Genomic DNA, 5,652 nt, shown 5'->3' with positions numbered 1-5,652 from the left:
CCGTGGCCTGGCGCGAAGGCGCCGGGCCACCGGCGTTCGCCCGCACTCCCCCGCCGCGGACCGCGAAGGGCCTGCTAGGGCACAGGGCCCTTCGCGGACGCGGCGTGCGGCGCGCGCCCCCGGAGGGACACGCGAGCTCGGGTGGTCAGACCGGGTCGGCCTGGAGGAGGCTGGAGCCGGCGTCCAGTTCGACGACGGCGCTCAGCTCCAGATCGGCCTGCCGGAACAGGTCGGCGTACTCCTGCCGGCTGCGTTCCATCCCCCCGTTGAAGATGGCCAGCATCCGCATGTCGAGGTCCTTGCTCAGGTGGGGCGTCGAGTCGTCGGGCAGCGCCACGTCCAGCACCAGCACCCGCCCGCCGTCGGCCATCGAGCCCCGGATGTTGCGCAGGATGCGCAGGGCGTCGGTGTCGTCCCAGTTGTGCAGGACGCTGGCCAGCAGGTACGCGTCCCCGCCGGCGGGCACCGAGGTGAAGAAGTCGCCGGCCACGACCTCGCACCGGTCGTCCAGGTGCTCGGCGCTCAGCGTCTCCCTGGCGTGGACGGTGACGTGGTCGAGGTCGAAGAGGACGCCGCGCATGTGGTGGTTGGCGTGCAGGATCGTGGCCAGGATGTGACCTTTGCCGCCGGCGACGTCCACCAGCGTGGAGACGCCGGTGAAGTCGTAGCGCTTGGTCAGGCTCTCGGTGAACTGGTCGGCCCTGGTGGTCATGTAGTCGTCGAACAGACGGCTGATCTCGGGGTTGGCCGCCAGCCGGTCGTACACGACACCGTACTTGGCGATGAACGCCGAGCTGCCCGTCCGTACGGTGGTGGGCAGGGCTCCCATCGCGTACCAGAAGGCCTCCTCCCCGAGCGCCCGGATGGAGGACCGGATCGAGCCCGGCACGTCCGAGCGGAGCACGGCGCCCTGCTCGGTCAGCTCGTGGCCGTGGGCGCCGACGGTGCGCACCAGCCCCATGCTCGCCAGCTCGCGCAGGACGCGGCGGAGCGCGGGGGCGTTCGCCTCGCACCTGCGGGCCAGCTCCTCGACGCCGAGCGGCCCGTCCGCCAGGTGGTCGGCGACGCCGAGCTCGGCCATGGTCAGCAGGGCAGCGAAGCGGGAGATGTCGGAGACAGCACTCCACAGGAGGCTGTGCGGCGGACGTTCGTCCAAGATTCGTCCTTTCCTCTGTTTCAAGCCCCGCCGGCCTGCCGGTGCCAGATCAGCACCCGGCGCTCGGCCAGCAGGAAGAGCGAGTTCACCAGGAAGCCCAGCACACCCAGCAGGGCGATCGCCGCCCACACGCCGGGGGCGTCGGAGCTTCGCTGGGCGTAGAGCAACTGGTAGCCGATGCCGTTCGTGCCGCCGAACACCTCGGAGATCACCATGAGGATCAGCGCCAGGGACAGGCTCAGCCGCAGGCCGGCGAAGATCTTGGGCGAGGCGGCGGGGATGACGACCCGGCCGAGGCGTTGCGCCCTCGACAGCCCGAAGACCTTGGCGGTCTCGGTGTAGGTGCGGTCCACGGCCCTGGCCCCGTCGATCGAGTTGAGCAGCACCGGCCAGACCACACCGAACACGATCGTGGCCAGTTGCAGCCGCAGCCCCTGGAACAGCACGAGGAACAGCGGGATCAGCAGCGGCGGCGGGATGGCGCGGCCCAGCTCGATCAGCGCGTTCACGTAGTCGATCGCGACCTTGGAGCGTCCCAGGAAGACGCCCACCACGATCCCGACCAGCGCGGCCAGGAGCCAGCCGGAGAACATGCGGGCCACGCTGGGCAGGATGTTGGCCATCGCCTCGTCGGTGAGGAAGAGCCGGGTGGCGGGCCCGGAGAACCACAGGTCGTGCATGCGGGCGACGATCGTGGTGGGCGGCGGGTAGTCGAGGTCGGCGACACCACGCGCGACGAGCTCCCAGAACACCAGCATGGCGGCGATCACCAAGAGCCTCACGAGGCCACCTTCTCCCGGTGCCAGCGGAACAGATGCCGCTCGGCCGCCTGCAGACCCACGTTGACGATCAGGCCCAGGCCACCCGCCCACAGCGTGGCCGCCATGACGAGGTCGACCCGGTTACCGCTGCCCGCCTGGACCACGAAGACGCCCAGGCCGGAGAGGCCGCCGGCGAACAGCTCGGCGCTCACGGCGACGATCAGCGCGATCCCGGCGGCGATCCGGACGCCGGTCGCGATGAAGGGGGCCGCGCTGGGCAGGCTCACCCGGCGCAGCACCGCCAGGTGACCGAAGCCGAAGGTGCGCAGCGAGTCCTTGGCCAGCGGGTCCACGTCATGCATGCCGTACAGGGTGTTGATGATGATCGGCCAGGCGGCCGCGTACACGACGACGGAGACCTTCATCAACCCGTCCACCGGGATCAGCAGGATCGCCAGCGGGATGATCGCGACGGACGGGATGGGCCGCAGGAACTCCAGCAGGGGCCGGACGGTGCGTTCCAACGGGGTCAGCGCGCCGAGCAGGATTCCCGCCGGGACGGCCAGCGCCGCCGCGATCAGCAGGCCGAGCGCCCAGTTCGTCAGCGTCGTGAGTGCGCCCTGCAAGAACTCGCCGTCGGCCGGCAGGAGCACGGCCTCGTACAGGATGGTCGTGGGCGTGGGGAAGGACTGATCTCCTCCGCCCGGCCCGAACCGGACGAGCAACTCGCCGAGGGCGAGGAAGCCCGCGGCGCCGGCGACGCCGCGGAGCAGTCGTGCACGGTTCATCCGTTGGACGGTGCCGCGATGACGGACTTCACGTCGATCGGGGAGTCGAGGTACTTGTACTCGAGCATGAGGTCGGCCACCTTCTGCAGCCTGCTGGCGCTCAGGGCGCTCGGGAAGGTGCCCAGCGTGATCACCGAAGCGGTCTTCGCGTCGATCTTCGTGTACGTGGGCAGGAGCTTCTCGATCTCCTTGCGGTCGGTCGAGGCGACGTTCTGCGCCTTGGCGATCGCCCGCTGGAAGGCGGCCAGCGTCTTCGGGTTCTTGCGGGCCCAGTCGTCGGTGGCCATCCAGCCCGCGATCGGCAGGTCCTCCATCTGACCCGTCATCGTGTCGGCGATCTTACGGAAGCCCCGGGTGCTCTGGTTGGCGGTGATGAACGGCTCGGTGATGAAGGCGGCGTCCGCCTCGCCGTTGTCGAGCGCCTGCCCCATGTCGGGGAAGGGCTTCTCGGCGAAACTGACGTCGTTCTCGGTGAGGCCGGCCACCTTGAGCTGGGTCGTCACGGCCAGCGTGGCGATGTTCCTGAGGTTGTTGACCAGGACCTTCTTGCCCTTGAGGTCGGCGACCGTCTTGATCGGCGAGTTCTTCGCCACCATGATGTTGTAGGCGTTCGGCCCGGCCTGGTACATGTCCGCGACGAGCTTGATCTTCTCTCCCTTGCTGGCGGCGAGGAAGGCGGACACGTAGTTGTTCTGGGAGATGTCGAGCTGACCGCTCTTGACCATGGGAATGGCCGCCGCGCCACCGGTGACGGTGACCGGCTCGACGGTCAGGCCCTCCTCCTTGAAGAAGCCCTTGGCGTTCGCGATGTAGAGCGAGACAGGGTCGGGAATCGGCAGCGCGCCGACTTTGATGGTGGTCTTCTCCAGGCCATTTCCGCCGGTGGACGGCGTTTCACTGCTTCCACCACAGCCGGCGATTGTGAGACTGACCGCGACACCGACGATAAGGGCGCGACAGTGCACTTTACGTGTCATTTGGGGGGTTCTCCTAACACGGGAAGCCTCTGATGCGCGGCGGCGGGAACGCCGAGCGTGAAGATTACAGGAGGCAGGGGCAATGCTGAAGAACCTTAGCGCCTGAAAGCAGCTCCTGAACAAGGGCAATATAGCCGGACATATAGTGATATCCCTACCCAGACGTCCGGTAAGAGGTCTGATGACCGGGCTTTCATCAGGGCTGCTCCGCCGCGGATAATACTTCATGCTAAAACTGTCAAGGTTTCAACGAACCCGGAACACCAATTGGACCGTTTGAAGTTTCCGCAGACGTTGGCACGCCTCCGGATCTGTGCTCCAATAAGCCCCGCACTTTGCCTGCGATCACTCTTTCGCTGGCTCCGGTTCGTTTAAGCAGCCCTACGAGAGGTTGCCGCCTGTGAGGACAGCAACGGCCGAACGCAGTCATGAAGGCAGCCCTGCCATGCAGGGTCAGCCCGTGACCGTTCAAAGGCCGAAAGAGCGGGCGCCCGCTCACCGCAGTGGGATTGGCCTGCGAAATTGGCGAGTGCGAACCCGCCTCATATCTCTCATCGCCATTCCTACCCTGGTGGCGGTGATCCTGGGCGCCTTGCGCGTCACCACCTCGATCACCAGCGCGCAGCAGTACCAGTACATCAGCAGTGTGGGCGCCTTCGTCGGGCAGCTCGGTGAGCTGTCACGGGAGATGGCGCTGGAACGCGACTATTCCGGGCAGTTCGTCGCCTCCGGGCGGACCGCGGCGGAGAAGGAGCGGCTCGCGACCCAGCGGAGCACGGTCAACGCCGCCGTCCTGGCCACGAACGCGGCCGCCGCGGACCTCGTCCCGGGCTCCCTGTCCGAGCTCGGCCAGCGCAAGCTGGCAGCGGTGCGGGTCAGGCTGACCCAGCTCGCCTCGCTGCGTGACACGGTCACCGGCACCCAGCTGCCTCCCCTGCCGACGACGGAGAAGTACTCCGAGGTCATCGGCGACATCCTGCGGCTCTACGACGAGGTCGCACAGGGCTCGACGGACGAGGCCCTCGTCTCGGCCAGCGCCGCGCTGCGCGCCGTCGCCCGCTCCGAGGAGGAGACCTCCAAGCTGCGCGGCCTGCTGGCGATCGCGCTGATCAGAGGCTCGTTCGAGGAGCCCGAGTACAAGGCGTTCCTCGACGCCCGCGCCAACCGGGAGAGCGAGCGGGCCGCCTTCCGGATCGCGGCCACGCCGGCCCAGCGGCAGTTCTACGACAACACCGTCGCCAGCGTCCAGGTGGGCCGGGGCGAGTTCTACGTGAACAGGGCCGTCTTCCTCACGAACAAGGGCCTGTCGCTGCGCCGGCTCGACCCCGCGAACACCGACGACGTCAGCCGATGGTTCGACGCCATCAGCGACACCGTCAACAGCCTGCACAGCGTCCAGAAGTCGCTGGTGCAGCAGGTCGCCACCCGCAGCGCCGACGTCCAGGGCACCGACCGCACCGTCGCCGTGCTGAACATCGCCCTGGTCATGGTGCTGATCATCCTGGTCCTCGGCATCACCGCCGTCATGGCCCGCTCGCTCGTCCTGCCGCTCAGGCGGCTGCGCGCGGACGCGCTCAGGATCGCCGGTCAGACATTGCCCGAGGTCGTCCAGCGGCTGCGCACCAGCGAGGTCGGCGTGGAGGACATCCAGATGCCGCCGATCGGCGTCTCCTCCAAGGACGAGATCGGGGAAGTCGCGCGGGCGTTCGACGAGGTTCACCGGGAGGCCGTACGGCTGGCCGGTGAGGAGTCCAGGCTTCGTAGCAACGTCAACGCGATGTTCGTCAACCTGTCGCGTCGCAGCCAGACGCTGGTGGAGCGGCAGATCACCCTGATCGACGGACTGGAGCAGGGCGAGCAGGACGAGAGCCGGCTGGCGAACCTGTTCAAGCTGGACCACCTGGCCACCCGTATGCGCCGTAACAGCGAGAACCTGCTGGTCCTGGCCGGGCAGGACCCGCCGCGGCGCT

At 68.1% G+C, this 5,652-nt stretch carries 5 protein-coding genes; 1 reads left to right on the top strand and 4 read right to left on the bottom strand.

What is annotated here, in order from left to right; all coding sequences use genetic code 11:
- Positions 1-145: 145 nt before the first annotated feature.
- From KME77_RS06535 to KME77_RS06520, 4 genes are read right to left on the bottom strand one after another with little or no spacing between them, the layout of a single operon-like run.
- Positions 146-1,156 (bottom strand): methyltransferase, encoded by a 1,011-nt coding sequence (locus KME77_RS06535; RefSeq protein ID WP_246609273.1) that lies wholly within the window; start codon positions 1,154-1,156, stop codon positions 146-148.
- 20 nt (positions 1,157-1,176) lie between these two features.
- Positions 1,177-1,938, bottom strand: a complete 762-nt coding sequence (locus KME77_RS06530; protein ID WP_308250580.1) for an ABC transporter permease — start codon at positions 1,936-1,938, stop codon at positions 1,177-1,179.
- Positions 1,935-2,705 (bottom strand): ABC transporter permease, encoded by a 771-nt coding sequence (locus tag KME77_RS06525; RefSeq protein WP_219462939.1) that lies wholly within the window; start codon positions 2,703-2,705, stop codon positions 1,935-1,937. The genes KME77_RS06530 and KME77_RS06525 overlap by 4 nt, the downstream gene beginning before the upstream one ends.
- Positions 2,702-3,682, bottom strand: a complete 981-nt coding sequence (locus KME77_RS06520; RefSeq protein ID WP_246609272.1) for an ABC transporter substrate-binding protein — start codon at positions 3,680-3,682, stop codon at positions 2,702-2,704. Before KME77_RS06520 ends, KME77_RS06525 begins: the two co-directional genes overlap by 4 nt.
- Before the next feature lie 577 nt (positions 3,683-4,259).
- Here KME77_RS06520 and KME77_RS06515 point away from each other — a divergent pair.
- The coding region (locus KME77_RS06515; RefSeq protein ID WP_219462937.1) for a nitrate- and nitrite sensing domain-containing protein at positions 4,260-5,652 on the top strand (1,393 nt) is incomplete at its 3' end.

It is taken from the genome of Nonomuraea rhizosphaerae (assembly GCF_019396405.1).
GTDB classification, from domain to species: domain Bacteria; phylum Actinomycetota; class Actinomycetes; order Streptosporangiales; family Streptosporangiaceae; genus Nonomuraea; species Nonomuraea rhizosphaerae.
Note: the sequence above shows the minus strand (reverse complement) of the source record. Positions and strands in the feature narration are given on the sequence as shown.

Bases quoted from the DNA above. Each gene is read 5' to 3' on its own strand.
- KME77_RS06525 (WP_219462939.1), bottom strand. From the start codon at position 2,705: ATGAACCGTGCACGACTGCTCCGCGGCGTCGCCGGCGCCGCGGGCTTC.
- KME77_RS06520 (WP_246609272.1), bottom strand. From the start codon at position 3,682: ATGACACGTAAAGTGCACTGTCGCGCCCTTATCGTCGGTGTCGCGGTC.